The organism is Cyanobium sp. Candia 9D4, assembly GCF_024346155.1.
GTDB lineage: Bacteria > Cyanobacteriota > Cyanobacteriia > PCC-6307 > Cyanobiaceae > Cyanobium > Cyanobium minutissimum.
Genome location: NZ_JAGQCK010000001.1, coordinates 887,307 through 910,877, shown reverse-complemented (window position 1 = coordinate 910,877; position 23,571 = coordinate 887,307). Strand labels below are relative to the sequence as shown.

The window sequence follows — 23,571 nt, the reverse complement described above, 5'->3', positions numbered from 1 at the left end:
GACGGCACCTTCCGGGTGCAGGTGCCCTTCCGCGACGGCCAGCAGCTCTACCCGATCGAGGCCCTGGCGGCCGATGGCGAGCAGAAGCGCAGCATCACCATGGAGTTCCGCCGTTCCACGCCGGAAGCCAACGTCAACACCCGCGAGGCCTCCGTGGCCGAGTGGTTCTAGGCCCCCAGCCGCTCCTCCACCCGGGCAACCAGATCCCCGGCCGTCAGCTCCGCCCCCACCTCCAGGGCGTGCCGGCGTTCCCCCTCCTCCAGGGGCTCCCGGCTGCGGAGCTGGGCCTCCAGCACGGCCGCGTCCGCGTCGGAGGGATCACTCCCCCGCTGCCGGCGCTCCTCGATGCGCCGCCTGGCCTGCTCCAGGGTGCAGTGGCAATCCAGAATCAGGAACGGCACGCCGCAGCGTCGGGCCAGTTCTTCCATCCGCCGGCGCTGGTCACGGCCCAGGAACGTGGCATCCACCACCACCGCGTACCCGGCGGTGAGGATGCGGTCCGCCTGCTCCGGCAGGTGCTGCCCATAGAGCCCGTCGCTCACCTCGCTGCGGTAGGGATCCCCCTGCAGGGGGGGCGACTCCCCCTGGCCCCAGGCGCAGAAGAGGCGCTTGCGTTCCACGTCGGAGCTGAGCTGGATCCAGCCCTGTCGCCGGCAAAGCTGGCGGGCCCGGTGGCTCTTGCCGCTGCCGGAGACCCCATGGGTGATCACCAGGGCCGGGGCCGGGACCGCGGTGGCGCGCCGGGCGCCCAGGAGGTAGCGCTCCAGATCCCCCTGCAGCTGCTGCACCGTGCCGACGTCGAGGTCCGGCTGGCGCAGCCGCAGGGCGCAGACCTTGGCCCGCACCAGGGAGCGGTAGACCCGGTACCAGCGCCAGGTGAGCAGGCCGCCCCAGTCGCCGCAGCGGCCCAGCCAGCGGTTGAGCAGCACCGCCCCCAGGTCGGGTCGGTCGTGGTGCTCCAGGTCCATCACCAGGAAGGCCAGGTCGCTGAACACGTCGATCCAGCGCAGCTCGGGGCTGAATTCCAGGCAGTCGAAGACCCGGATCTGCCCCCCCTCCAGCAGCAGGTTGCCGAGGTGCAGATCCCCATGGCACTCGCGGATGCGCCCCTGGCTGCGGCGCAGGACGAAGGTGGGCCGCAGCGCTTCGTAGCTCTCCTCCGTCCACTGCCGCAGGGCGGCCACCTCCGGCGTGGCGGCATCGGCGCCGGCCTCCAGCACCTCCAGATTGGCCACCGCCGGGGCCTTCACCAGCTCCGGTGCGCCGTCGTCCTGCTCCGGGCCGGCCACCGCGGCGAGGGCATGGAAGGCCGCCAGATCATCCGCCAGCCGTTCGAGCTGGTCGGCGCTGAGGCCTCCGCGCGCCAGAACGGCCCCCAGCAGGGCGCTCTGGGGAAACTGGCGCATGCGCACGGCCAGCTCCAGTGGGGGTCCGCTGCCGTGCAGGCGGGCCCGCTCGGGCGGGCCATGGATCGGGCTGAGGCCGAGGTAGAGGTCCGGCGCCAGCCGGCGGTTGAGGCGTAGCTCTTCCTGGCAGAACCAGCGGCGCCGCTCCGGGGTGGAGAAATCGACGAAGCCCAGGTTCACCGGCTTCTTGATCTTGTAGGCGATGGTTCCCGTCAGCAGGACCCAGGAGATGTGGGTCTCCAGGCACTCGACCCGCTCGACCGGGTGGTCATAGGCGCCGGGATCGAGCAGGGCGGCGATCATCGGGTCCACGGCCGCTCCGGTGCTCCTTGCGGTTCAATCCAACCATCCGCAGGGCAATGGAGGCCTCCACCGGCGTCCACAGCAGGGCCGGCAGCAGCAACCCCGAGGCCAGGGGTGAGGCGGGCCGCACGATCAGGGCCAGCACCAGCGTGAGCGTCCAGCTCAGCAGCCAGAAGGGAAGGCCGGCGGTCAGCCTGTGCAGGCGGCAGATCAGCCAGTGGGGACTGCGCAGCAGCACCAGCAGGACCGCGTAGGCCCCCATCCAGCCCCAGGAGCCGGTCGACTGCCAGAAGGCGACCGCCGAGCCGTAGAAGCAGACCGTGATCAGCGGCCAGACAAGCGCGACCCAGGGTTGCCGGCCGATCCACTCCGGTCGCCGGAGGCTGCGATACCAGACGAAATCCCGCTCCGTGGGATTGACGACCAGGGTGATCACCAAAACGGCGATCAGGATCAGCAGCCAGGGCGGCACGGGACTCTGCAGACACGCGCATTATTGGGCCCTGCCAGGGAGCCGTCCATGGCCGGGGCCATGGCGGGTGGTGGGGGCGGGAGTGTCGGTTCGTCGCGCCGGCGGACCGGACCGTCCAGCGTTCCTACGGTGGACGGGTCCGACGAGCTTGCTGGAGGCCCCATGCACACCCACGACCTCGAGAACCACGACAACCTCTACGCCGACGAAGGCACGATGGTGATCGGCGAGACCAGGGCGGATGCCCAGAGCCATGCCTACTGGGCCGTGGGGGCCATCGCCCTGATGGTGGTGGGCCTGGGTGTGGCCCTGGTCGTCTCCTGATCCGTCCCCCCGGGCGCCCCGCCCGGCCCGTCGGCTGGCGGAGCGGGAAAGCGCTCGCCGAAGCAGGACAGGGGGATGGGCGGACACAGCCGTGTCCAGCCCCCCGCGTCCCCCTGTCGCTGCCAGGCGGCGATGCGCAGCGGTGTGGCCGCTCCCCAGCGGCAGATGAGCAGGTAGCGATGCCCCCAGGTCCGCGGCCAGGCCGTGGCGTTTTCCCCGGCCCAGGGCCATTGGGCCGGGTTGAGGGGCTCCAGATCGCGGTGGAGGCGCAGCAGGGCCGGCAGCAGCTGGCCCCCGTCGGCCCCCTCGCTCTGCTGGCAGAGCCGGAGGCGCCGGGCCAGGGCGAAAGGCTGCCCCCGGCTGGGGACGACCAGGTGCAATCCCCCCCAGCCGGGAAACCCCAGGCAGGAGAGCAGGGCGCCGGAGGCGGGGCCGGAGTCGTGGTCGCTCGGCATGGGGGCGGAACGCTGACAGCCGTTCTGTGCCACCAGCCGTCCCGCGGCCCTGCTCCGACCGGGCGCACTGGCAGGATCAGGGCGAAGGACGCGACTCCCCCGCCGCCATGTTCGAGAACCGCGAACGGCCCGCCTGGGTCAACTGGCTGATCCTGGCGATCTTCCTGCTGTCGTCCTGGCAGCTGGCCGGTTTCTGGTTCCAGCAGCTGCACCACTGAAGGAACCCCGCGGCCCCTTCCGGTCGTGGTGCCCCCGCCTCAGGAGGGACGGCGCGGCCGGGCGGTGAGTCCCCGCACCAGACGGACGCCGCCGCCCACCAGCAGCAGCAGGGCCATCAGGGCCAGCAGGGCCACCACGATGACGCTGCCCAGCTGCAGGATGCCCATGCTCAGCCGGCTGAGCCCGCCGATCAGGTTGGCGATGGCATTGCTGACCAGCAGCAGCGCATCCAGCCGTTCCGGCAGCTGCATCAGCCCGGCCAGGATCAGGCTTCCCGCGCCGATCAGCAGCAGGCCCGCCAGCACCTGCCGCCAGCGGGAGGAGGGACGGCGCCGGCGGCGACGCAGTTCCAGGCCCTTCCCCGGTGTCGGTCCCCTCGGCGTCGGCAGATGGAGCGGATAGGGGGTGTGGGGCATGGCGGGGTCGTCAGGGCTCCAGCGGATAGCCGGCACCCCGCATCCACCGCTCGAACTCCATCAGCACCAGCTCGTTCGGACAATCGATCAGGGACAGGTCGTTGACCGTGCAGTCCCCCTGGCCGCCGTGATGGAGCGTCAGGTGGAAATGGGAACCGCTCAGGCCGCAGACCTCCGGATCGCTGCGGACCACCACATCCAGGGCAGCCCCGAGCCGTGCCACCCGGCGGCGCAGTTCCGACCAGGTCATGCCCAAGGTTTCATCCCCATCGTTGAGGCCGTCGCATGGCCGTGGAGGCGCTGGATGGTCGCCCCCAGTGTGACCAGTGCCGGGCCGACGTCAACCGCTCGCCGCCCGGTGGTGGCTCAGGGCCGCGGGGTGGCCGGGGCCTGCTGGGCCGCCGGCGCTGCCGGCGTCGGCGCGGGAGGCACGGCGGGCGGAGGCAGGAGCAGCACCAGGGCCGCCGAGACGGCCAGGGCTGCGGCGCCGCCCACGGGCGCCGAGAGGCGACGGTGCAGGGGTATCCGCTCCATCAGTTCCCTGGGCCCGAGGGGCTCCGGATCGGGAATCGCCAGGGGCAGCTGCACCCGGGGATCGAGCCGCAGCAGATCCAGCACCCGCACCAGATCCGCCAGTTCCGCATCGTCGAGGCGCACCTCCAGGGGAGGGGTGTCGGGCTGGCTGCTGCGCAGCAGGAGCCGGTGGCCGCCGTCGGGGTGGGGGCCGATGTCGACCGGTTCCCCGGCTACGCTGAACTCGCGACGCACGCCGCTGATCAGGTGGCGGGCGTAGGGCAGCACCACCTGCATCAGGGCCTGGAGGTGCTCACGGCGCCCCTCTAGCTGGGGCCGGCCCAGCCACTGCAGGGTCCAGCCGGTGATGATGCCCAGGGCCGCGCCGCTCTGGCCGATGGAGACGTCGGGGAGACCTTCCACCTGAAGCCGGCAGCTGAGCTGATCGAAGACGAGGCTCTGCTTCATCACGGAACTCTGAACCATGGGGGGTCTGCTGCGGCCGCTGTCACGCCACCGCGTCCATCAGGCTCGCCTTGATGCGCTCGAAGCCCCCCTGGCCGGCGCAGAGGCTCAGGCCCTGGACCAGCTGGAGCCGCTGGGCGGCTCCGTCGTCGGGATCGAGCAGTTTCTGGACGCCGCTGCGGCGGGGGTTCATGCGCTCCTGCACCAGTTCCCCCAGCCGCCCCTGGAACAGGGCCCAGCGTTCCTGCGCCACCGTCTCCGGTTCGCTGCTGGAGAGCAGGGAACGCAGCATCGGATAGAGGCGGTCGGCCATGACGCAGAGGATGCGGATCAGGGCATCGGTCTCGGCGACGGGGAGCTCACCGCGGCGGCAGGAGCGCCGCAGGGGGTTGTGGCAACGCCGCTTCCACAGCTCCACCCGGTTGGGGAAGAGGCCGGCATAGCCCAGCTGCTCACTCATCCACACCATCGCTTCGCCGCCGTTGAGGTCGAGCGCCTCCATGCAGAGCAGCATCAGATCGAGACGCTCCAGACCCCGGCGGGGCAGGGGGCGGGAGGAGCGGTCCTGGATCGCCGCTTCCGAAGTGTCCTTGGCCATGACTGCGATGATGCCAGCGGCGCCGTCCATCCGTCACGTCGCCGGTACCGGTCCCTTCACCAGCACGACCCTGCAGCACGATGGCCAGCAGCCCTTCCTCGATCGATCTGCGCACCTGGGTCCGGGACATTCCCGACTTTCCGAAGCCGGGCATCCTCTTCCGCGATCTCACGCCCCTGATGCGGGATCCCGAGGGCTGGGGCGAAGCCATCCGCCTGCTGGGGCTGCTCTGTGAGCGCGTGCAGCCGGATCTGATCGTGGGTATCGAATCCCGCGGCTTCATCGTCGGCACGGCCCTGGCCACGATCACGGGTGTGGGCTTCGTCCCGGTGCGCAAGCCGGGCAAGCTTCCCGGCGCGGTGATCGGCGTGGATTACAGCCTCGAATACGGCACCGACCGCCTGGAGATCCACAGCGATGCCCTCGAGGGCGGCCAACGGGTGCTGATCGTCGACGACCTGCTCGCCACCGGCGGCACCGCCGCGGCCTGCAGCGAGCTGGTGCAGGCCGCGGGAGGGCAACTCTGCGGCTTCGCCTTCCTGGCGGAACTGGCCGCCCTCGACGGCCGCAGCCGGCTGCCCCAGGAGCATCCGATCGAGTCCCTGATCATCTACAGCTGAGCCTCAGCCCTGCTGGTCCTGCCAGGCCAGGACGCGGTCGAACTGCTCGAGGCTGATCAGGCCGAACCGCCAGAGCACGGCCGGCAGCGGCGCCTGTTCCAGCTGGGACTGGCGGATGCCCAGCTGGAGCGCGTTCTCACTCAGGCCCAGCTGATGGCGCAGGAAGCGCACCATGGCCGGAGAGGGCAGGGGCTGGGGAGAGCTGCTGATCACCATCCCCCCATGCTGCAAGCGGCCGGCGCAGCCGACAAGGTCCCTGGGTCATGGCCAGAAGGGCCAGGGCCCGGGTGCTGTCGACGCGGGCCAGGCAGGCCAGGGCCAGCTGGCGCAGGGGCAGCAGCCAGCGGTGGCGGTTGGAGAAGATCCGCACCAGCAGGTCGGTGGCCAGCAGGGTGAGCAGCAGATCGGGCCAGCGGCGGCGCCCGTAGGCCGCTCCGATGCGGCGGGGTGACAGCGTGCCCCGGGCCGCCCGTTCCGCCAGCCGCTGCAGCACCGCCACATCCCGCCAGCAGAGGTTCAACCCCTGGCCGCCCACCGGGTGGCAGCGGTGGGCGCTCTCCCCCACCAGCACCGTGCGGCCCCGATGCAGACGCCTGGCCAGCTGCAGGGCCACCGGGAAGGCCCGGGGCGGCGTCAGCAGGGCATCGGGCTGGAGCCGGTCCGGCAGGGCCCCCGCCAGCCGGTCGAGGAAGGCCGGGGCGTCGAGGGCCTCCAGCTGGCGGCAGCGGGCCGCCGGCGCGCTCCAGACCAGCTGGAAGCGGCGCCCGCCGAGGGGGAGCACGGCGAAGGGGCCTTCCGGACGCAGCAGTTCCCAGGCTTCGTCGTCGGCACAGCCGCGCATCTCCACTTGCACCGTCAGGCAGGCCTGGCGGTAGGGACGGCTCCACTGGCCGATGCCCAGGGCCTGGCGGCTGGGCGAGTCGGGGCCATCGGCGGCCACCAGCAGGTCGGCACCGTCCGGGTCGTTCGTCGCGGCGGAGGGCACCTCGCTGCCGAGTTCCAGACGGACGGCGGGGTGCTGGCCGAGGCGCCGCAGCAGCAGGGCCATCAGGGGCCGGTGCGATCCGATCCAGCCCACCGCGTCGGCCTGGCCCAGGTCGACCGGCTCGAAGCGCACATCACGCCCCGCCGCCACATCGCGCAGGTGCAGGCGGCGGAAGGGGACCAGGGTGGGCCGCAGGTCACCCCAGAGCCCTAGGCGCTGCAGCAGCTCCCGGCTGGAGTGGGTGAAGGCGTAGGCCCGCTCCCTGGCCTGCAGCGCCTCCGGGGCCAGGGGATCGTGCAGGCTCACCCGCCAGCCGGCCTGGGCCAGGGCCAGGGCCGCCAGGGCGCCGGTGGGGCCAGCGCCCCGGATCCGGGCGTGGAGCAAAGCGGGCATGGCCACAGAAAAGCCGCAACAGAAAGTCTGCTGCGGCGAAGGGGTCCACCGTGAACGGCGGACCGGAGAAAGGCTGTCCCCCGAGGGGGAGCCGCGATCAACCGATGCCGAGCAGGCCGCGGGTGAAGGCCTCGCCGCCCAGGGCGAACTCGGTGGCGAGCAGGGCGATGAAGCCGAGCATGGCCATGCGGCCGTTGAGCTTCTCGGCGCGCTCGTGGAAGCCCCAGCCGCTCTCGGCGCTCACCACTTCCATGCGGGGTTCGGTGGCGAAGGCGTTGAGGCGGCCGCCGTCTTCGGTGGTGACGGTGGCGCCGCGGATGGCGGAGCGATCGAGGGCGGTGGGGGCGGCGGCGGTCATGGGAGAACTCCTTGAGAAGTGTTGCGAGAATTGTAACGCATTGTTTCGAATGCGTCCAGCGTCCTCACCCGAGCCGCCGCAGGCAGAGCTCCTCGAAGGCCGGCCGCAGCAGATAGGGGTACTCGCCCACCCACTGCTTGACCTGGGGCAGCCAGCCATCGGAGAGGGCGCCGATGCGGGAGAAGTCCTTGCGCTCACTCAGCACCAGGCAGCGGATCACCATGCCGCGCCGGATCTGCTCATGCTTCTTCTCCAGGGGGAAGCGGATCTGGCCCAGGTAGCCGTCCTCGTCCTCCAGTTCCAGGCAGAGCCAGGTGCGGCGGTTCTCCACCAGCTCCAGGCGCCCCTGGCGGTTGGCCTGCTCCCGCCGGTTCTCCACCACCTCCCGCCGGAACTGGTCGGCCACCACCCCCTCAAAGATGGCGGCCGCCGGGTAGCGCCGCAGCACGGCGTTGCGGCGTCCCGCCTCCAGGATCGGCCCCCACAGCACATAGAGAAGGAAGACGAAGCCCACCACCAGGAACACCGGGCCGGCCTGGCTGCGGAACAGCAGGGTCTGGCTGATCAGCAGGGCGATCACCCCGCCGATCACCGAGATCAGCACCCGCTGCAGCAGCTTGCGCGGGTCGCCGCTGCAGGCGGTGAACTGGGGTCCGGTGGCCACCGCCGGAATCAGGCGCAGCAGTTCGCCGGGTTTGAGGGGGATCAGCATCGGTCCACGGGGCGGTGGCTCACAGCAGCCTCTCGAGGCCGTAGACCAGGCCGCCCAGGCGGCGCACCTTGCGCACCGTGAGCAACACCCCGGGCATGTAGGCACTGCGATCGATCGTGTCGTGGCGCAGGGTGTAGGTCTCGCCGGGCGATCCGAACATCACCTCCTGGTGGGCCACCAGCCCGGGCAGCCGCACCGAGTGGAGCCGCAGGCCGCTCTCCCGCAGGCCCCCCCGGCAGCCCGCCAGGCTCTCGTGCTCCTCCACCTGCAGGGGGTTGAAGGTCTTGCCCAGCTCCTCCATCAGCTCGGCGGTCTTGAGGCAGGTGCCGCTGGGGGCATCGGCCTTGCGGTTGTGGTGCAGCTCGGTGAGCTCGGCGTAGTCGTAGAAGCGGGCCGCCGCCGCCGCCGCCTGCTGCAGCAGCACCATGCCCACGCAGAAGTTGGGCACCACCGCCCCGCCCATGGAGGCCTTCTCGGCGAACGCGGCCAGATCCGCCAGCTGGTCGGGGCGCAGGCCGGTGGTGCCGATCACTGGATGGACGCCGTAGGCGAAGGCGCCGCGGCAGTGCTCGTAGACGACGCTGGGGTGGGTGAAGTCGACCAGCACCGCGCCGCCGCCCGGGCCGGACTGCCGCACCGCCTGGCCAGCCTGGCAGAGGCTGCCCTCGAAGTCGGCACTGATCGCCACCTCCAGTTCCCCCAGCCCCAGGGCCAGCCCGACGTCCTCCCCTTCCCGGCCCGGGGTGGTGTCGATCGCCCCCACCAGGGTGCAGTCGGGGGCCGCCAGCACCGCCTTGATCACCTCGGCGCCCATGCGGCCCAGGGCCCCGGCCACCACCACCGGGATCGGTGCCGGCTCTGCTGGGGACGGGGAGATCGCGCTCATCGGGCAGTTACCACTCCAGGCGAGCCTATGTGGCCCGGCCCGCCGCCAGGGCTGCAGCCTGTAACGCTGCGCTGCAACCGATCGCGTCCCCGGCGGGAGCTCCGTAGGCTGCTTCACATTGCTCAACGCATCCGCCGCATGTTCACGCAGGTCCGTTCCGCCAGCCGCCGGGTCAGCCCTGCCCCCACCGATGGCGCCAACGACCGGGTGGTGATGAAGGCCGTCTACGTGGTGCTCGAACCCCAGTACCAGAACGCCCTCACCACCGCCGCCACCGGCCTCAACGACCAGAACGGTCCCCTGGCGGTCGAACTGAGCGGCTATCTGATCGAGGAGCTGCGGGACCCGGCCAACTACGCCGACTTCTGCGCCGACGTGGCGGCGGCCGATGTGTTCATCGCCTCGTTGATCTTCATCGAGGACCTGGCCCAGAAGGTGGTGGACGCCGTGGCCCCCCACCGCGACCGGCTCAAGGCGGTGGTGGTGTTCCCGTCGATGCCGGAGGTGATGCGGCTCAACAAGCTGGGCACCTTCTCGATGGCCCAGCTGGGCCAGAGCAAGAGCGCCATCGCCCAGTTCATGCGCAAGCGCAAGGAGGCCAATGGGGCGGGCTTCCAGGACGCCATGCTCAAGCTGCTGAACACCCTGCCGACGGTGCTCAAGTACCTGCCGGTGGAGAAGGCCCAGGACGCCCGCTCCTTCATGCTCAGCTTCCAGTACTGGCTGGGGGGAACGCCGGACAACCTGCGCAACTTCCTGCTGATGCTGGCCGACCGCTACGTGTTCGGCAAAGCGGAGCTGGGCCGGCCCCAGCTGACGGTGGCCGACCCGGTGGTCTTCCCGGACCTGGGCATCTGGCACCCGCTGGCCCCGGGGATGTTCGAGGACCTCAAGGAGTACCTCAACTGGAGCGCCAGCCGCAGTGATCTGAGCGAGAAGGCGCGCCGAGGACCGGTGATCGGCCTGGTGCTGCAGCGCAGCCACATCGTCACCGGCGATGAGGCCCACTACGTGGCCGTGATCCAGGAACTGGAGTACCGGGGCGCCACGGTGATCCCCGTGTTCTGCGGCGGCCTCGACTTCTCCCGGCCCGTCTCTTCCTTCTTCTACGACCCCCTCAACCCTGACCAGCCGCTGGTGGACGGGGTGGTGAGCCTCACCGGCTTCGCCCTGGTGGGCGGCCCGGCCCGCCAGGACCATCCCAAGGCGATCGAGACCCTCAAGCGGCTCAACCGGCCCTACATGGTGGCCCTGCCCCTGGTGTTCCAGACCACCCAGGAGTGGGAGGAGAGCGATCTTGGCCTGCACCCGGTGCAGGTGGCCCTGCAGATCGCCATCCCCGAGCTCGACGGCGCCATCGAACCGATCGTGCTGTCGGGGCGCGATGACGCCACCGGCAAGGCCCACACCCTGCAGGACCGGGTGGATGCCATTGCTGAGCGGGCCATCCGTTGGGCCTCGCTGCGGATCAAGCCCCGCGCCGAGAAGAAGCTGGCGATCACCGTGTTCAGCTTCCCCCCCGACAAGGGCAACGTCGGCACAGCCGCCTACCTCGATGTGTTCGGCTCGATCTTCCGGGTGCTGGAGGAGATGAAGGCGAAGGGCTACACGGTGGACGCCATGCCCCGCACCCCCAAGGAGCTGATGGAGGCGGTGCTCAGCGATCCGGAGGCCCTCGAAGGAGCCCCCGAGCTGGCGATCGCCCACCGCATGAGCGTCGAGGAGTACGAGCGGCTCACCCCCTATTCCGAGCGTCTCGAAGAGAACTGGGGCAAGCCCCCCGGCAACCTCAATTCCGACGGCACCAACCTGCTCATCTACGGCCGCCACTTCGGCAACGTGTTCGTGGGGGTGCAACCCACCTTCGGTTACGAGGGCGATCCGATGCGCCTGCTCTATTCCCGCAGCGCCAGCCCCCACCACGGCTTTGCCGCCTATTACACCTATCTGGAGAAGGTGTGGGGCGCCGACGCCGTGCTGCACTTCGGCACCCATGGCTCCCTGGAGTTCATGCCGGGCAAGCAGATGGGCATGAGCGAAACCTGCTACCCCGATTCCCTGATCGGCGCCCTGCCCAACCTCTACTACTACGCCGCCAACAACCCGTCCGAGGCCACCATCGCCAAGCGGCGAGGCTACGCCTCCACGATCAGCTACCTCACCCCGCCGGCGGAGAACGCCGGCCTCTACAAGGGGCTCAAGGAGCTTGGCGAGCTGGTGGGCTCCTACCAGCAGCTGCGGGAGAGCTCCCGGGGTGTGCAGATCGTCAACGCCATCATCGAGACGGCCCGCCAGTGCAACCTCGACAAGGACGTGGTCCTGCCCGAGGCCGACGCCGCGGAGCTGGATCGCGACGCCCGTGATGGCGTGGTCGGGGCGGTGTACCGCCAGCTGATGGAGATCGAAAGCCGGCTGCTGCCCTGCGGCCTGCACACCATCGGCAAGCCCCCCACCGCCGAGGAGGCGATCGCCACCCTGGTGAGCATCGCTGCCCTGGAGCGGGAGGAGGACGGCCTGCGTTCCCTGCCGGGACTGCTGGCCGAGAGCCGCGGCCGCACCATCGCCGAGGTGTACCGGGGCAACGATGAAGGGGTCCTGGCGGATGTGGAGCTCAACCGGGTGATCACCGAAACCTGCCGCGCCGCCGTCGGTGCCATGGTCAAGGAGGTCACCGGCGCCGATGGCCGTGTCACCCTGCGCCGCAACTTCGGCTGGTTCTTCGAACTGCTGGAGCGCTTCGGCTACCGGCTGCCCTCCCCCTGGCTGAGCGCCTGCCGCCAGGCCGGCTTCCCGGATGTGGATGTCCCCGAGCTCGACCGCACCTTCACCTATCTGCGTTTCTGCCTGGAGCAGATCTGCGCCGACATGGAGATGGAGAGCCTGCTGCGGGCCCTCGATGGGGAGTACGTCCTGCCCGGGCCCGGCGGTGACCCGATCCGCAACCCCGGCGTGCTGCCCAGCGGCAAGAACATCCACGCCCTCGATCCCCAGGCCATCCCCACCCGGGCGGCCATCGCCGCCGCCAAGGTGGTGGTCGACCGGCTGATCGAGCGTCAGAAGGCCGAGCAGGGCACCTGGCCGGAAACGATCGCCTGCGTTCTCTGGGGCACCGACAACATCAAGACCTACGGCGAATCCCTGGCCCAGATCCTGTGGTTCATCGGTGTGCGTCCGATGGCCGATTCCCTCGGCCGGGTGAACAAGCTGGAGCTCATCTCCCTGGAGGAGCTGGGCCGGCCCCGTATCGATGTGGTGGTCAACTGCTCCGGGGTGTTCCGCGACCTGTTCATCAACCAGATGGCCCTGATCGACCAGGGGGTGAAGATGGCCGCCGAGGCCGACGAGCCCCTGGAGATGAACTTCGTGCGCAAGCACAGCCAGGAGCAGGCCGCCGCGCAGGGCATCTCCCTGCGGGAGGCCGCCACCCGGGTGTTCTCCAATGCCAGCGGCAGCTACTCCTCGAACGTCAATCTGGCGGTCGAGAACAGCACCTGGGAGGAGGAGGGCGAGCTGCAGGAGATGTACCTCTCCCGCAAGACGTTCGCCTTCAACGCCGACAACCCCGGCGAGATGAACCAGAACCGCGAGGTGTTCGAATCGGCGATGAAGACCGCCGATGTCACCTTCCAGAACCTGGATTCGGCGGAGATTTCGCTCACCGATGTGAGCCACTACTTCGACTCCGACCCCACCAAGCTGATCGCCGGCCTGCGCGACGACGGCAAGGCCCCCACCAGCTACATCGCCGACACCACCACGGCCAACGCCCAGGTGCGCTCCCTGAGCGAAACCATCCGCCTCGATTCGCGCACCAAGCTGCTCAACCCCAAGTGGTACGAGGGCATGCTCGATTCCGGCTACGAAGGGGTGCGGGAGGTGGCCAAGCGTCTCAACTTCACCCTGGGCTGGAGCGCCACCAGCGGAGCGGTCGACAACTTCGTCTACGAGGAGGCCAATGACACCTTCATCAACGACCCGGAGATGCGCAAGCGGCTGATGGACCTCAACCCCCACAGCTTCCGCCGCATCGTCGGCACCCTGCTGGAGGTGAATGGCCGCGGCTACTGGGAAACTTCCGACGAGAACATCGCCCAGCTCCAGGAGATCTACCAGGAAATCGAGGACCGGATCGAAGGGGTGACCAAGGAGGGCTGATCGAGCAGGCCAGGGGGCAGGGGCCAGACGCGGGTGGCCCCCTCGGTCCTGTCCGTGTCGATGGCGGCGTCCGGCACTGGCAGGAGGTCCTGGGGGCCGAAGGTTTGTTGTGCATGGGCAAGGGAGGGTGCCCCTGCCGTCCCGAATCCATGCCGAAGACGTTCCCTTAACAGCAGATCTGCTGCACTGAGATCTGGCTTGCCATATCCACATAAATCTTAATCATCCCCGCAAGGGCCGTGGGCGCAGGGGTTTGCCTCCTTGGCCGTGGCTGCAGCTCCGGCGGCTTCGGTGTCAGCCGTCCGGCGCCCCGATTCCTGCGTAGGACGGAGTCATGCCATTGCACGGCAAACGATCCGTGAGCGTTGACATCCAGGCTCAACGCATCGCCGTCAAGTCAAAGGCAACGCTGATGGCCTCCTTGCCAGCTCAGCCACCGGCAATGGCATCGACGAACAACCCAGCCCCACTCCCTAAACCCCTGAGAACCATGTCCAACAAAATTGATGCCGCAGCCAAAGATGCTGAGGGCAAAATCCAGTCCGCCGTCGGCTCCCTCACCGGCGACAAGGGCCAGCAAATCAAAGGAGAAGCCAAGCAGGTGCAGGCCCAAGCCATGAAGGCGGAGGCCAAAGTGAGAGAGGAAGCCAACAAGGCTGCCAAGAAGGTTGAAGACGCCACCGAATAGTCAGCCGGCCGCCACCTGCTGGGAACCCATCGTGTCCCGCCTTTCCAGAGTGATTCTGACAGGTGTTGGGTAACACGTGAGACACTGATCCACCACGATCACTCGCCGTCGTACCGATTCAACCCGGGCCAAGGCCATGCCGGGGAGTCCATCACTCCCCGGATTCTTCCTGCTTCCTTGTCGTGTCAGCTGGTTCAGCTGAGGTTGATGGGATGGTCGGATGCACCTGCTGGATGCATTCACCCGCCCGTTCACCGAAGGAGAAGGACGACGGGCTGGCTGGGATCCAGAAGCTCAGAGTCTTCCCCATAGGGTCCACCACCAGCCCGTCGCCGCATTCCAACCTGGGCTGAGGTCAGGATGGTCTCCAGAAAAAAAGGGGGCCGAAGCCCCCTGAACAACACCTGCGGTGTGAAGCGACGCCAGGATCAACGGCCGATCTTGGCCACCTCGGCGCGGGCCCGGGCCAGGACGGCACCGGTGAGGGGCACGTAGTCCAGCTGCTTGGCGATGGCCTGGCCCTTGGGCGAGAGGCCCCAGTTCAGGAACTGCCGGATGGTGCCCACCTTGTCGCCATTGCCGCGCTGATAGGCCAGCACCCAGGTGAAGGAGGCGATCGGGAAGGCGTTGGCGCCAGCCGGGTTGCAGTCTTCACCGCCGAGGCGTGCATCCAGCTTGATGCCATTGAGGGCGGCGGCCCCGGTGACGTCGTTGGCCAGGACGAAACGGCCGGCCCGGTTCTGAAGAGCCGCCGGGGTGATCCGTCCCTTCACGAAGGCCTGGTTGAGGTAACCGATGGAGCCGGGGGTGTTCTGGATCAGACCGGCCACGCCCTCGTTGCCTTTGCCGCCGACGCCCACGGGCCACTTGACGGCCTTGGCGGCTCCCACCCGCGACTTCCACTCGGGCGAGAAGCAGGAGAGGGAGTTGGTGAACACGTAGGTGGTGCCGGAACCGTCAGAGCGGTGGACCACGTTGATCGGTCCCCTGCCGCACTTCAGCTGGTCCCAGGTGCGGATCTTGCCGAGGAAGATGTCAGCGAGCTGGCGCTGGGTGAGCTTGAGGTTCTTGCAGCCGGGATTGTTGTAGGCCGGGGTGACGGTGCCGCCCATCATTGGAATCTGCAGGGCGCCGCGCTGGGCGGTCACGCCCTTGGTGAACTCCCCTTTGGAGGCACTCAGTTCTTCATCGGTGGCGCCGAAATCGACACTGCCGGCGTGGAACTGGCGCACACCGGCGCCGGAACCCACCGACTGGTAGTTCACTTGCCGTTTGGTTTCCCTGGCGAATTCAACGGCCCAGCGCTGATAGGCCGGAGCCGGAAAGCTGGCCCCGGCCCCGTTGATCGAATTGCTCTGGGCGATCACAGGAACCGCCACACCAGCCGTGAGGGCGCCGGCAGCGGAGAGGATCAGGGCCTTCTTCGCGAAGGTCATCAGAATGGCCAATTTGGGGGCAAGTTATGAATAGCAACCCGTTCTGACCGTTTGTGTTATGAGGAGGTTAACGGGTGTTCAAGGATTGAACACTCCACGAAGCATCCGCTGAAACGTCCCGTGAAACGTCCCCGGAGCGTCCGTCTGCGGCTGTCCCGGCCGGTTCGTGGCGGCCCTGCATCGGCTGGAGCCGCGGGGGGCCTGAAGGTCCAGAATGAGAACCGTTATCAGCCATTCCCTTGGCGGTGTGGTTGCCCGTCCCGACCCCCATGGTCCAGATCCCCGTCACCGTGATCACCGGCTTTCTCGGCGCCGGCAAGACCACCCTGCTCAACCGGATCCTCTCCCGCCAGCAAGGCGTGCGCACGGCCGTGCTGGTGAACGAGTTCGGCGAGATCGGCATCGACAACGAGCTGGTGGTGGCCACCAGCGACGCCATGGTGGAGCTCAGCAACGGCTGCATCTGCTGCTCGATCAACGGCGAGCTCAAGGAGGCGGTCCTCCGGGTGCTGGAACGCCCCGACCCGATCGACTTCATCGTGGTGGAGACCACCGGCCTGGCCGATCCCCTGCCCGTGGCCATGACCTTTCTGGCCGGGGACTTCCGCGACCGGCTGCGGCTCGATTCGATCATCACCCTGATCGACGCCGAACACTTCGAGGCCACCGCCTTCACGAGCCCGATCGCCCGGGCCCAGGTGGTCTACGGCGACATCCTGGTGCTCAACAAGTGCGATCTGGTGGACGAGGCGCGGCTGGCTGCCGTGGAGGCCAGCCTGCGGGCGATCAAGGCCGATGCCCGCCTGCTGCGCGCCGATCACGCCGGCGTGCCGCTTTCCATGCTGCTGAGCGTGGGCCTGTTCGAAACCGATCGGCTGGTGGCCCTCCAGGCCGCTGAGGACGCCCGCGAGCATGCACGGGACCCGCACCACCACGGCCCCCACGACCATCAGCACGACCACCTGCACCACCACGATCACGAGCACGCCCACCACCAAGCCCATCCCCCAGAGCTGGAGGGCTTCCGTTCGGTGTCCCTGGCGGTGGAGGCCCCGTTCGATCTGCGCCGGTTCCAGCACTTTCTCGACAACCAGCTTCCGGCCACCGTCTTCCGGGCCAAGGGGGTGCTCTGGTTCCGCGAAAGCGAGCGCCGCCACCTGTTCCACCTCTGCGGCAAGCGCTTCACCATCGATGATTCCGACTGGCCCGACGACGCTCCGCGCCACACCCGGGTGGTGGCGATCGGCCGCGATCTGGACCCGACCAGCCTGCGGGCCCAGCTGGAAGCCTGCGTGGTGGCACCATGAGCCCCGCCGGCCGCAGGGGATTTGCATGACGGCGGTGTTCGGCGGCGTGGTCGACACGCTGGACCTCCAGCTGGGCGGCCGACGGCTGCAGATCGTGATCGAGCGCCGGGGGCCGAAGGGTGCTCCCCTCTGGCTGCTGCTGCCGGCCCTGAGCACCGTGTCGAGCCGCAGCGAGTGGCAACCGCTGGTCACGGCCGTGCAGGACCGGGTCCAGCTGGTGAGTTTCGACTGGCCGGGCTTCGGTGACAGTGGCCGTCCGGCGCTCGCCTATGACGCCGCCCTGCTGCGCTCCTGTCTTGATGCGGTCCTCACCGACCTGGAGGCCCGCCAGCATGGTCCCCTCACCGTGGTGGCCGCCGGGCACAGCGCCCCCCTGGCCCTGGCCCTGGCGAGCGCGTGGTCCGGGCGCTGGAGCCGCTTCGTCGCGGTGGCGCCCACCTGGCGGGGGCCCCTGCCGACGATGACGGGCTGGTCGCCGGGGCGTTTCGGCTGGCTGCGGCGGCTGGTGGCCCTGCCGCTGATCGGCCCGGCGCTCTACCGGCTGAACACCAGCCGGGCCCTGCTCCGGCTGATGCTGCGACGGCACGTGTGGCTGGATCCGGGCCTGCTGACGCCGGATCGCCTGCGGCAGCAGCAGCGGCTGGCCCGGCGACCCGGCTCCCGCTTCGCCAGTGCCGCCTTCGTCACGGGCGGGTTCGATGCGGCCGGCGAGAGCGGCTGGTGGCTGGAGCAGGCCCGCGGTCTGCACTGTCCGTTTGAGGTGGTGCTGGCGTCGGCGGCCCCACCCCGCTCCACCCGGGAGATGGAGCTGCTGGCCGAGGCCGCCGATGGGGTGATGCGCCTACCCGGCCGGCTCGGCCTCCACCAGGAGTTCGGCGCCCTGCTGGGACGGCGGTTGCTGGAGGCTCCGGATCCGCAGCACGGTTGAGCCGGCGTCGTGCCCCGAGCGAGCTGCCGCTCCACGCGAACGATGCAGGACATCGCCCTGCGATGGGCGATCCGGCCGCCGCACCCCTCAGCCGCCGTCCCTCTCGATGCGCACCCACAGACTGCGGCGGGCATCCAGGGTCACCAGCAGCTCCAGGTGCTCGGCCGTGATCGCCCTGGCCTCCTCCATGCGGCCATCCAGAGACAGCTGGGACAGGCGCTCCATGCACCAGTCCCGTTGGTGGGTGAGGGAGAGGACGCGTTGCAGCTGGGCTTCATCCTCGGAAGAGGGAAGACTGGTCATGGCTGGCCTGCCCATGGATGCCGTCAATCTGTCGATCTTTGGCGGGTCGATGTAGGCGAAGCACACAACAGACGGTGCCTTTGCTGACGCTGGAGGGAGACGGTGACCAATGTCACATCAGAGTGTGAGATCGGGGCGGCTTCGCCGCCATGGCCTGGCTAGGTGTAGGAAGGACATCCCTGCCCTGCCTGTGAAAGAGCTCACCTCCGCGATCAACCAACACCTGGCCGCAGAGTTTCAGGCCGGCCACACCTATCTGGCCATGTCGATCTGGCTGCGGGAAAAGGATCTGGCCGGATTTTCCACCTACATGCTCGAGAAAAGCCAGGAGGAGCGCAACCATGCGGCCCGCATGATTGCTTACCTGGTCGACAGCGACGAACAGGTGGAGCTGCCCACCATCGAGGCGCCTGAACGCAGCTGGCCGTCGGTGCAGGGGCTGTTCGATCGGGTCTACGACATGGAGAAGGGGGTCACCGCCTCCATCAACCGTCTTTACGCCATGGCGGAGGACGTGGGCGAGCGCAGTGCCACGGCCATGCTCGACTGGTTCGTGGCCGAGCAGCTCCAGGAGGAGGCCGAGGCCCGGTTCGTGCGCAAGCGCCTGCGGCTGGCCGGTGACAACAGTGCCGCCCTGCTGCTGCTGGACCAGCAGTTCCTCGAGGGGACGGCCCTGGCCCACGTCAAGGGCGGCCTCAGCGGCGCCACCGGTGCCTGAGCCTTGCTGACCGCATCCCGCGACCGTGTTGTCCCGATTCCGCTGAATCCGCCCGCCCGTTGTGCCCATGCCCGCTTCTGAGGGCGCTGCCCCTGGGACGGCCGAGTCCTGTCCCTCCTGCGGCGATCGTCCGGAGGATCGACCGCCGCGACGGGCGGGCTGGCGATGGGGTGGCAGCGGCTCCTGCCATGGTCCCGGGGGAGCCGGGCGACGGGGCTCCGGCTGGCAGGTCGCCCTGCTGGGCATGCCCAACACCGGCAAGTCGACGCTCTACAACCGCCTCACGGGCGGCCATGCGCAGATTGCCAACTGGCCCGGCCTGACGGTGGAGCTGCTGCGGGGACCGATGCCGTCGGACCGCAACGGCACCACCTACGAGCTGGTGGATCTGCCGGGGATCCACGATCTGAGCGGCAGCAGCGAGGACGAGGCCGTGGTGCAGCGCTTCCTGCGCCACACGCCTCCGGGTCTCGTGCTGGTGGTGCTCAATGCCAGCCAGATCACCAGCCAGCTGCGCCTGCTGCTGCAGCTCCAGCAGCTGGGACTGCCGGTCGTGGCGGCGCTGAACATGAGCGATGAGGCCCGCGGCTTCGGCCTCGGGATCGATCACCGGGGGTTGTCGCAGGACCTCGGCCTGCCCGTGCTCCCCGTGAGCGCCAAGCACAACCAGGGCATCACCGCGCTCATCGAGCAGCTGCATCAGTGGGGCGAGAGCTCCAGCGCGGCTGGCTGGTCGCCGCCGGCCGGCCAGGGCGAGCTCCAGGCTGTGGACGATCGGCTGCGGGATCTCGTGGCCCGTCACGTGACGCTGCCGGAACGGTTGCTGAATCGCCGCACCCGTCTGGCGGATCGCGTGCTGCTCCATCCCCTGGTTGGCCTGGCGCTGTTCCTGGGCCTCGTCCTGGCGGTGTTCGAGGTGCTCTATGCGGTCACCGCTCCGCTGCAGGAGCTGCTGGGAACGGGGCTCGACTGGATCCAGGCCAGCGGGCTGGAGCCCGTTCTGCAGGGGCTGGGCACGCCTGACTGGTTGCGGCGCTTCCTGCTGGACGGCCTCTGGCTGGGGGTGAGCACGGTGGCCACCTTCCTGCCCCTGATCTTCGTCTTCTATGTGCTCATGGCCATCATCGAGGACTCGGGCTATCTGCCGCGTGCCGCCTTTCTGATGGATGGCTTCATGCGCTGGCTGGGGCTCGATGGCCGTGCCTTCGTGCTGCAGGTCATGGGGTTCGGCTGCAACGTGCCCTCGATCATGGGAACACGGGTGATCCGGGATCGGGGCATGAGACTGCTGGCGATGCTGTGCATCCCCTTCGCCCTCTGCCAGGCCAGGCTGACCGTGTTCCTGTTCATGGCCGGCGTGTTCTTCCCCCGGCCCTGGTGGGCGCCTGGGCTGGTGCTGTTCGGGTTCTATGGGATGAGTTTCCTGGCCGCCGTGATCACGGGCCTGGTGTTCCGGCGGGCCTTTCCCAGTGAGGAAGCCTTCGTGCTGGAGCTGCCCCCCTACCGGGCCCCCAGCCTCACCACCATCCTGCGCCGGGGCTGGACCTCGATGCTGAACTTTCTGGTCACCACCCGCGTGTTCATCATCGTGGGTGCCGCTGCCATCTGGCTGCTCACCAACCTTCCCCCGGGAGCGGCGGAGGGATCGGGCCGCACCCTCGCCGGAGGCATCGGAGCGCTCTTCCAGCCGCTGCTGGGGCCGATCGGCATGAACCCGGAGCTCACCGTTTCCCTGTTCTTTGGCTTCATTGCCAAGGAGATTCTGCTGGGAGCGATGGCCGTGATCTACGGGACCACCGAATCCGGCCTGGGCGGTGCGATCCAGAACGCCATCACGCCGCTGCAGTCCCTGAGTTTCATGACCTTCGTGCTGCTCTACACCCCCTGCCTGGGCACCGTGGCGGCCCAGATCCAGGAAGCCCGGAGTCGCCGTTTCGCCCTGCTGTCCCTGGGTTGGTCCCTCGTGCTGGCGTGGGTGCTGGCCTTCCTCGTCTATCAGGGTGGGGGATTGATCCTGTCCCTGCGCTGACCGTTCGGCGCTGACGGTTCGGCGCTGACGGTTCGGCGCTGATCAGTGTGGAGCGATCACATGGACGTCCATTTCGGCGGCATGTTCGGGGCGGAGCATGAATTCCAGAAGCCCGCTGGACAGATGCAGGAGGCCACCGGGTTTGCCGCGCCGCAGCACCTCCACTTCCACCCCCGGCCGCACACCCATCGACTGCAGCCGACGCTGCAGGCCGGGATGGCTCGGCAGGGAGGCGATCGAAACTCTGGTGCCCGCTGGAACCTGACTGAGGGGCATGGTCAACCTTCCGTCGGACTCCACCCTAGGTCCGCTCACGACGGCACCCCTGCCGCAGCGAAACGGTAAGGTCCTGCTCCATCCGCATCTTGCTTCGCTCCACATCCTGCATCCTGCTGTAGAGCCGACTCCGTTCAAGTTCCTGGTGCTGGAGATGCCGTGCCAGTCCGATCTGGGCCTGGGTCCACTGGGGAGGAGACCGTCATCGTCCTGCGGAGCCACGCCCCTCCTTCAAGACGCCCCTCGTTCATCTGGCCCAGCCTCAACGGCCTCTACGGCTTCGGCGAGCTGCCCCAGCGTCGGATGATCGCGATGGGAGGCGGAATGAATACTCCCATCGTCAACCATGGCCATGAAGCGGGCCAGTTCCGTGGCATTCCCCCGGTAGAAGTGGGGCTGGTCTCGCTTGAAATTCTCCAGGGCCGTTTCGGCGTTGTAGTCGCGCTTGAGTCGGTTCAGCTCGCGGACCAGACGCTGACTGTCGTTGTTGTAGACGATGAAGTTCTGCGGCAATCGCCCGCTGCAGCCCGGCTCCGGTGTCTCCAGGTAATGGGCGTGGCACCAGCGGGCATAGGGCGTCAGAATGATGCCGCCACAGGCCTGCACCTCACAGATCGGCAGTCCGAACGATTCGCAGTGGGCGACGAAATAGAGGCTGCAGCTCCTGTAGATCGTCCGGATCTCCTGCATGGAATAGCTGCCATGGAGCACCTTGAAGGGGATGCCGGCCTCGAGGCACGCCTGGATCTGGATGGCCCGCTCGGGCAGGTGCTCGGGACGCTCGAAATCAATCAGAGCACAGATCTCCCTGGGTTCAAGAGCCAGGGAAGGATCGATCATGTTGATTCCTACGGGCGAATACCTTTGCGCGCCTGGCAACACAGGAAACTCGGACACTTCCGTGATGCAGAGATGGTGGTCATAGCGGTTGGTTCCCCAGTGCCTGCCCTTGGGAACGCGTCTGTTCGCCACACCGTCGTGGATCCACTTCACCCAGTCGGCTCGGCTGCCCAGATAGACCAGGTCATAGAGAACGATCGGCAGGTGAGGCACATCACGGCGCAGGCGATCGTCATCAAAAAGGAGTTCAAAATAGGCGCCGGGCATGTGACCCACGATGACGACAACGTCAACGGTTCTGAGGCTGCGCAGAAGCCGTTGGTAGCTCAGCCACGCAGCGCTTCTCTGGGCCCATCGAAACAGCCGTCCTCTCCAGTTCGCCCCTTTCCCCGCCTCTGCTCTCTGTTTGCGTGGAAGGGATTCCAGGCCGTCGTACAGGAGGAGGCTATCCACGCCGATCTCCCTGAACATGCGCTCCAGTCCTTCCGCCAGCGGCCGGTAGAAGCTGTTGGCTCGGTTGGCCAGGATGGCGACTCTCACGCGGTGGTGTCCCTGGCTGCTGGTCGGAGGATTCTGAGGCCCTGCAGGTTCATTCAGCCGGTGCGAATCGACCCAGGATTTTAGGTCCACGGTCCCCAATCCCTGGGACCTCACGCACCTGTCGCCTCCAGGTGGGCCACCCCCAGGCCGCAGCCCGGGCAGGGCCGCATCGCATAGGTGTTGAAGGGGAAGCGGGGGGGCTGGAAGGGTTCGATGCCCCGGCGCCGGTCGAAGCGCACCATGCCGACATGGCCGCTGGGGGCCACCACCAGCGCCGTGCGCCCCAGCCGGCGCTGGCTGCGGGCCCAGCTGCCGGTGTTGTAGTAGGTGATGTGGCAGGGGCCCCGGTCGTCACCGGAGGGTTCCTGCAGGGCCAGCGGCGTGGCTTCAGGGATGTGGGTGTGGCCGTTGATCAGCCCGTCGAGGGGCTCCGGACCGTGCCGCTCCCGCTGCAGGTGCCGGACGATGCCGCGCTTGATCAGTCGGTCGTGGCCGGTGCGGCTCTTGAGGGCACTCTCGAGCACGAAGGCCAGGGAGAAACCACCGGAGGAGTTGAGGCCCCGACTCACCGGTATGGGCCATTCCCGGTGGCTGGCCAGCAGATCCACCGCGCTCTGCAGGATCGCCTCGGCGTTCCATCCGGCCGGCAGCGTTGCGCCGGCCGGCCGGGTGAAGGGGGACAGCAGGCCGTTGATGCCGGCGCTGTAGCGCTCCTGCAGGCGGGCCAGCCCTTCGGCGGCATCGGCGTGGAAACGGATCAGCCGGTCGTACTCGTCGCCGTGGCGCACCAGCAGCCGCTGCCCCGCCGGGGTGCGGTAGACGGTCTGGCGCCGGATGGCGAAGCCGGGCCGCTCCAGGCCGGCATGGCGGCGCAGGTAGGCGTCGTGGTTGCCGGGGATGTAGACGATCGCCACCCCCGCCCGGTGCAGGGCCTCGAACTGCTCGATCACCCGGCGATGGGAAGCCCGCAGCAGCCCTGTCTTCTTGAGGGCCTCACTGGCCGGTGGATCTCCGCGGCCCCCGGCAAGGAGGGCGTCGATCCGATCGGTGAGAAAGGACGCATCGACATGGGCGTTGAAGCGGATCGCCTGCAGATCGATGATGTCGCCGACCAGAAACAGGGTTCTCGGGCGGATGCACTCCAGGAAGGCCGCCAGATGGCCGGCCTCGCACTGATTGGAGCCCAGATGCAGATCGGAGATGAACAGGGTGTCGCAGCTGAGCAC

Annotated in this window: 26 protein-coding genes and 1 pseudogene; 10 read left to right on the top strand and 17 right to left on the bottom strand. The window is 68.6% G+C overall.

Annotated features, from left to right (window positions below):
• A pseudogene (locus KBZ08_RS04540) lies at positions 1-171 on the top strand (DUF4912 domain-containing protein); the annotation flags it as partial.
• On the opposite strand, the gene KBZ08_RS04535 reads toward KBZ08_RS04540, so the two are convergent.
• Together KBZ08_RS04535 and KBZ08_RS04530 are read right to left on the bottom strand one after the other, a co-directional pair.
• The gene (locus tag KBZ08_RS04535) at positions 168-1,709 is read right to left on the bottom strand and encodes a bifunctional aminoglycoside phosphotransferase/ATP-binding protein (protein ID WP_254971649.1); all 1,542 of its coding nucleotides are present in this window, start codon (positions 1,707-1,709) and stop codon (positions 168-170) included. The pseudogene KBZ08_RS04540 and the gene KBZ08_RS04535 sit on opposite strands and share 4 nt — an antisense overlap.
• Positions 1,675-2,181: a tryptophan-rich sensory protein gene (locus KBZ08_RS04530; RefSeq protein WP_254971648.1), complete on the bottom strand. Its 507-nt coding sequence runs from the start codon at positions 2,179-2,181 to the stop codon at positions 1,675-1,677. The genes KBZ08_RS04535 and KBZ08_RS04530 overlap by 35 nt, the downstream gene beginning before the upstream one ends.
• 162 nt (positions 2,182-2,343) lie before the next feature.
• Between KBZ08_RS04530 and KBZ08_RS04525 the strand changes: the two genes are divergently transcribed.
• Positions 2,344-2,505 carry a hypothetical protein gene (locus tag KBZ08_RS04525; RefSeq protein WP_015108444.1) on the top strand — a complete coding sequence of 54 codons (162 nt, stop codon included), beginning with the start codon at positions 2,344-2,346 and terminating at the stop codon, positions 2,503-2,505.
• On the opposite strand, the gene KBZ08_RS16290 is transcribed toward KBZ08_RS04525, so the two are convergent.
• Positions 2,439-2,960, bottom strand: a complete 522-nt coding sequence (locus KBZ08_RS16290) for a hypothetical protein (protein ID WP_261359113.1) — start codon at positions 2,958-2,960, stop codon at positions 2,439-2,441. The two genes, KBZ08_RS04525 and KBZ08_RS16290, sit on opposite strands and share 67 nt — an antisense overlap.
• Before the next feature lie 26 nt (positions 2,961-2,986).
• On the opposite strand from KBZ08_RS16290, the gene KBZ08_RS04515 reads away from it, so the two are divergent.
• On the top strand, positions 2,987-3,178 hold the full coding sequence (locus KBZ08_RS04515) for a hypothetical protein (RefSeq protein ID WP_254971713.1): 192 nt from the start codon (positions 2,987-2,989) through the stop codon (positions 3,176-3,178).
• Between the two features lie 39 nt (positions 3,179-3,217).
• Here KBZ08_RS04515 and KBZ08_RS04510 read toward each other — a convergent pair whose 3' ends face one another.
• The 4 genes from KBZ08_RS04510 to KBZ08_RS04495 all read right to left on the bottom strand — a co-directional run bounded on the left by KBZ08_RS04510 (position 3,218) and on the right by KBZ08_RS04495 (position 5,171).
• Positions 3,218-3,595: a hypothetical protein gene (locus KBZ08_RS04510; protein ID WP_219903974.1), complete on the bottom strand. Its 378-nt coding sequence runs from the start codon at positions 3,593-3,595 to the stop codon at positions 3,218-3,220.
• Between the two features lie 10 nt (positions 3,596-3,605).
• Positions 3,606-3,851, bottom strand: coding sequence for a hypothetical protein (locus KBZ08_RS04505; protein WP_015108440.1), 246 nt, complete (start codon positions 3,849-3,851; stop codon positions 3,606-3,608).
• Positions 3,852-3,961: 110 nt separating this feature from the next.
• The gene (locus KBZ08_RS04500) at positions 3,962-4,594 is read right to left on the bottom strand and encodes a DUF4335 domain-containing protein (protein WP_106220185.1); all 633 of its coding nucleotides are present in this window, start codon (positions 4,592-4,594) and stop codon (positions 3,962-3,964) included.
• Between the two features lie 22 nt (positions 4,595-4,616).
• Positions 4,617-5,171 carry a DUF3038 domain-containing protein gene (locus KBZ08_RS04495; RefSeq protein ID WP_254971646.1) on the bottom strand — a complete coding sequence of 185 codons (555 nt, stop codon included), beginning with the start codon at positions 5,169-5,171 and terminating at the stop codon, positions 4,617-4,619.
• Between the two features lie 80 nt (positions 5,172-5,251).
• Here KBZ08_RS04495 and KBZ08_RS04490 point away from each other — a divergent pair, with 80 nt between their 5' ends.
• Positions 5,252-5,791, top strand: a complete 540-nt coding sequence (locus KBZ08_RS04490) for an adenine phosphoribosyltransferase (RefSeq protein ID WP_254971644.1) — start codon at positions 5,252-5,254, stop codon at positions 5,789-5,791.
• A gap of 3 nt (positions 5,792-5,794) precedes the next feature.
• Here the strand turns inward: KBZ08_RS04490 and KBZ08_RS04485 are convergent, their stop codons facing one another.
• The 5 genes from KBZ08_RS04485 to dapB form a co-directional block, all read right to left on the bottom strand.
• A complete protein-coding gene (locus KBZ08_RS04485; RefSeq protein ID WP_254971643.1) occupies positions 5,795-6,007 on the bottom strand; it encodes a DUF2949 domain-containing protein in 213 nt (70 codons plus the stop codon).
• Positions 5,928-7,169, bottom strand: a complete 1,242-nt coding sequence (locus tag KBZ08_RS04480; protein WP_254971641.1) for an FAD-dependent monooxygenase — start codon at positions 7,167-7,169, stop codon at positions 5,928-5,930. Before KBZ08_RS04480 ends, KBZ08_RS04485 begins: the two co-directional genes overlap by 80 nt.
• Before the next feature lie 97 nt (positions 7,170-7,266).
• On the bottom strand, positions 7,267-7,527 hold the full coding sequence (locus KBZ08_RS04475; protein ID WP_106220181.1) for a high light inducible protein: 261 nt from the start codon (positions 7,525-7,527) through the stop codon (positions 7,267-7,269).
• 64 nt (positions 7,528-7,591) lie between these two features.
• On the bottom strand, positions 7,592-8,239 hold the full coding sequence (locus KBZ08_RS04470) for a hypothetical protein (protein WP_106220180.1): 648 nt from the start codon (positions 8,237-8,239) through the stop codon (positions 7,592-7,594).
• Between the two features lie 19 nt (positions 8,240-8,258).
• Entirely contained in the window at positions 8,259-9,125 is an 867-nt protein-coding gene (gene dapB / locus KBZ08_RS04465; protein WP_254971638.1) for a 4-hydroxy-tetrahydrodipicolinate reductase, read from the bottom strand.
• A 138-nt stretch (positions 9,126-9,263) separates the two neighbouring features.
• Between dapB and KBZ08_RS04460 the strand changes: the two genes are divergently transcribed.
• On the top strand, positions 9,264-13,280 hold the full coding sequence (locus tag KBZ08_RS04460) for a magnesium chelatase subunit H (RefSeq protein ID WP_254971636.1): 4,017 nt from the start codon (positions 9,264-9,266) through the stop codon (positions 13,278-13,280).
• A gap of 358 nt (positions 13,281-13,638) precedes the next feature.
• A complete protein-coding gene (locus KBZ08_RS04455) occupies positions 13,639-13,968 on the top strand; it encodes a CsbD family protein (protein WP_219903969.1) in 330 nt (109 codons plus the stop codon).
• 428 nt (positions 13,969-14,396) lie between these two features.
• On the opposite strand, the gene pstS is transcribed toward KBZ08_RS04455, so the two are convergent.
• On the bottom strand, positions 14,397-15,404 hold the full coding sequence (pstS, locus tag KBZ08_RS04450; RefSeq protein WP_106220176.1) for a phosphate ABC transporter substrate-binding protein PstS: 1,008 nt from the start codon (positions 15,402-15,404) through the stop codon (positions 14,397-14,399).
• A gap of 269 nt (positions 15,405-15,673) precedes the next feature.
• Between pstS and KBZ08_RS04445 the strand changes: the two genes are divergently transcribed.
• Together KBZ08_RS04445 and KBZ08_RS04440 are read left to right on the top strand one after the other, a co-directional pair.
• Positions 15,674-16,711, top strand: a complete 1,038-nt coding sequence (locus KBZ08_RS04445) for a GTP-binding protein (protein ID WP_254971633.1) — start codon at positions 15,674-15,676, stop codon at positions 16,709-16,711.
• 25 nt (positions 16,712-16,736) lie between these two features.
• On the top strand, positions 16,737-17,639 hold the full coding sequence (locus KBZ08_RS04440) for an alpha/beta fold hydrolase (protein WP_254971631.1): 903 nt from the start codon (positions 16,737-16,739) through the stop codon (positions 17,637-17,639).
• A gap of 87 nt (positions 17,640-17,726) precedes the next feature.
• Here KBZ08_RS04440 and KBZ08_RS04435 read toward each other — a convergent pair whose 3' ends face one another.
• Positions 17,727-17,942, bottom strand: coding sequence for a hypothetical protein (locus KBZ08_RS04435; protein WP_254971629.1), 216 nt, complete (start codon positions 17,940-17,942; stop codon positions 17,727-17,729).
• Positions 17,943-18,132: 190 nt separating this feature from the next.
• Between KBZ08_RS04435 and KBZ08_RS04430 the strand changes: the two genes are divergently transcribed.
• Together KBZ08_RS04430 and feoB are read left to right on the top strand one after the other, a co-directional pair.
• On the top strand, positions 18,133-18,660 hold the full coding sequence (locus KBZ08_RS04430; RefSeq protein WP_106220172.1) for a ferritin: 528 nt from the start codon (positions 18,133-18,135) through the stop codon (positions 18,658-18,660).
• Between the two features lie 67 nt (positions 18,661-18,727).
• Positions 18,728-20,689: a ferrous iron transport protein B gene (feoB, locus tag KBZ08_RS04425; RefSeq protein WP_254971620.1), complete on the top strand. Its 1,962-nt coding sequence runs from the start codon at positions 18,728-18,730 to the stop codon at positions 20,687-20,689.
• Between the two features lie 42 nt (positions 20,690-20,731).
• On the opposite strand, the gene KBZ08_RS04420 is transcribed toward feoB, so the two are convergent.
• The 3 genes from KBZ08_RS04420 to KBZ08_RS04410 all read right to left on the bottom strand — a co-directional run bounded on the left by KBZ08_RS04420 (position 20,732) and on the right by KBZ08_RS04410 (position 23,571).
• Complete coding sequence (locus KBZ08_RS04420; protein WP_106220171.1) at positions 20,732-20,965, bottom strand: FeoA family protein; 234 nt, start codon at positions 20,963-20,965, stop codon at positions 20,732-20,734.
• 231 nt (positions 20,966-21,196) lie between these two features.
• Entirely contained in the window at positions 21,197-22,345 is a 1,149-nt protein-coding gene (locus tag KBZ08_RS04415; protein ID WP_254971618.1) for a glycosyltransferase, read from the bottom strand.
• A 110-nt stretch (positions 22,346-22,455) separates the two neighbouring features.
• Positions 22,456-23,571, bottom strand: a complete 1,116-nt coding sequence (locus KBZ08_RS04410) for a UDP-2,3-diacylglucosamine diphosphatase (RefSeq protein WP_254971617.1) — start codon at positions 23,569-23,571, stop codon at positions 22,456-22,458.